This is a genomic window from Photobacterium kasasachensis (assembly GCF_050336885.1).
In the GTDB taxonomy this organism is placed as follows: Bacteria; Pseudomonadota; Gammaproteobacteria; order Enterobacterales; family Vibrionaceae; genus Photobacterium; species Photobacterium kasasachensis.
In genome coordinates, this window is the sequence record NZ_JAKJSH010000072.1 from 1 (window position 1) to 621 (window position 621).

The window sequence follows — 621 nt, forward strand, 5'->3', positions numbered from 1 at the left end:
GCTCCACCCCGCGTCCGTATTTTTCACCGTTCAAAGTACCGTGAGAACTTATCAAATTGGAGCGACACACGAGGTTCGAACTCGTGACCTCAACCTTGGCAAGGTTGCGCTCTACCAGCTGAGCTAGTGTCGCTTTGGTTGCGGGGGCCGGATTTGAACCRACGACCTTCGGGTTATGAGCCCGACGAGCTACCAAGCTGCTCCACCCCGCGTCCGTATTTTTCACCGTTCAAAGTACCGTGAGAACTTATCAAATTGGAGCGACACACGAGGTTCGAACTCGTGACCTCAACCTTGGCAAGGTTGCGCTCTACCAGCTGAGCTAGTGTCGCATTGGTTGCGGGGGCCGGATTTGAACCGACGACCTTCGGGTTATGAGCCCGACGAGCTACCAAGCTGCTCCACCCCGCGTCCGTATTTTCACCGTTCAAAGTACCGTGAGAACTTATCAAATTGGAGCGACACACGAGGTTCGAACTCGTGACCTCAACCTTGGCAAGGTTGCGCTCTACCAGCTGAGCTAGTGTCGCATATTCTCATAAGAGAATTGGTTGCGGGGGCCGGATTTGAACCGACGACCTTCGGGTTATGAGCCCGACGAGCTACCAAGCTGCTCCACCC

The 621-nt window shown here is 54.8% G+C and carries 5 tRNA genes; all 5 read right to left on the reverse strand.

Annotated features, from left to right (window positions below):
* Positions 1 to 57: 57 nt before the first annotated feature.
* A tRNA-Gly gene (locus L4D19_RS30400) sits at positions 58 to 133 on the reverse strand.
* 2 nt (positions 134 to 135) lie between these two features.
* Positions 136 to 212, reverse strand: a tRNA-Met gene (locus L4D19_RS30405).
* 44 nt (positions 213 to 256) lie between these two features.
* Positions 257 to 332, reverse strand: a tRNA-Gly gene (locus tag L4D19_RS30410).
* A 2-nt stretch (positions 333 to 334) separates the two neighbouring features.
* A tRNA-Met gene (locus L4D19_RS30415) sits at positions 335 to 411 on the reverse strand.
* A gap of 43 nt (positions 412 to 454) precedes the next feature.
* A tRNA-Gly gene (locus L4D19_RS30420) sits at positions 455 to 530 on the reverse strand.
* Positions 531 to 621: the final 91 nt, after the last annotated feature.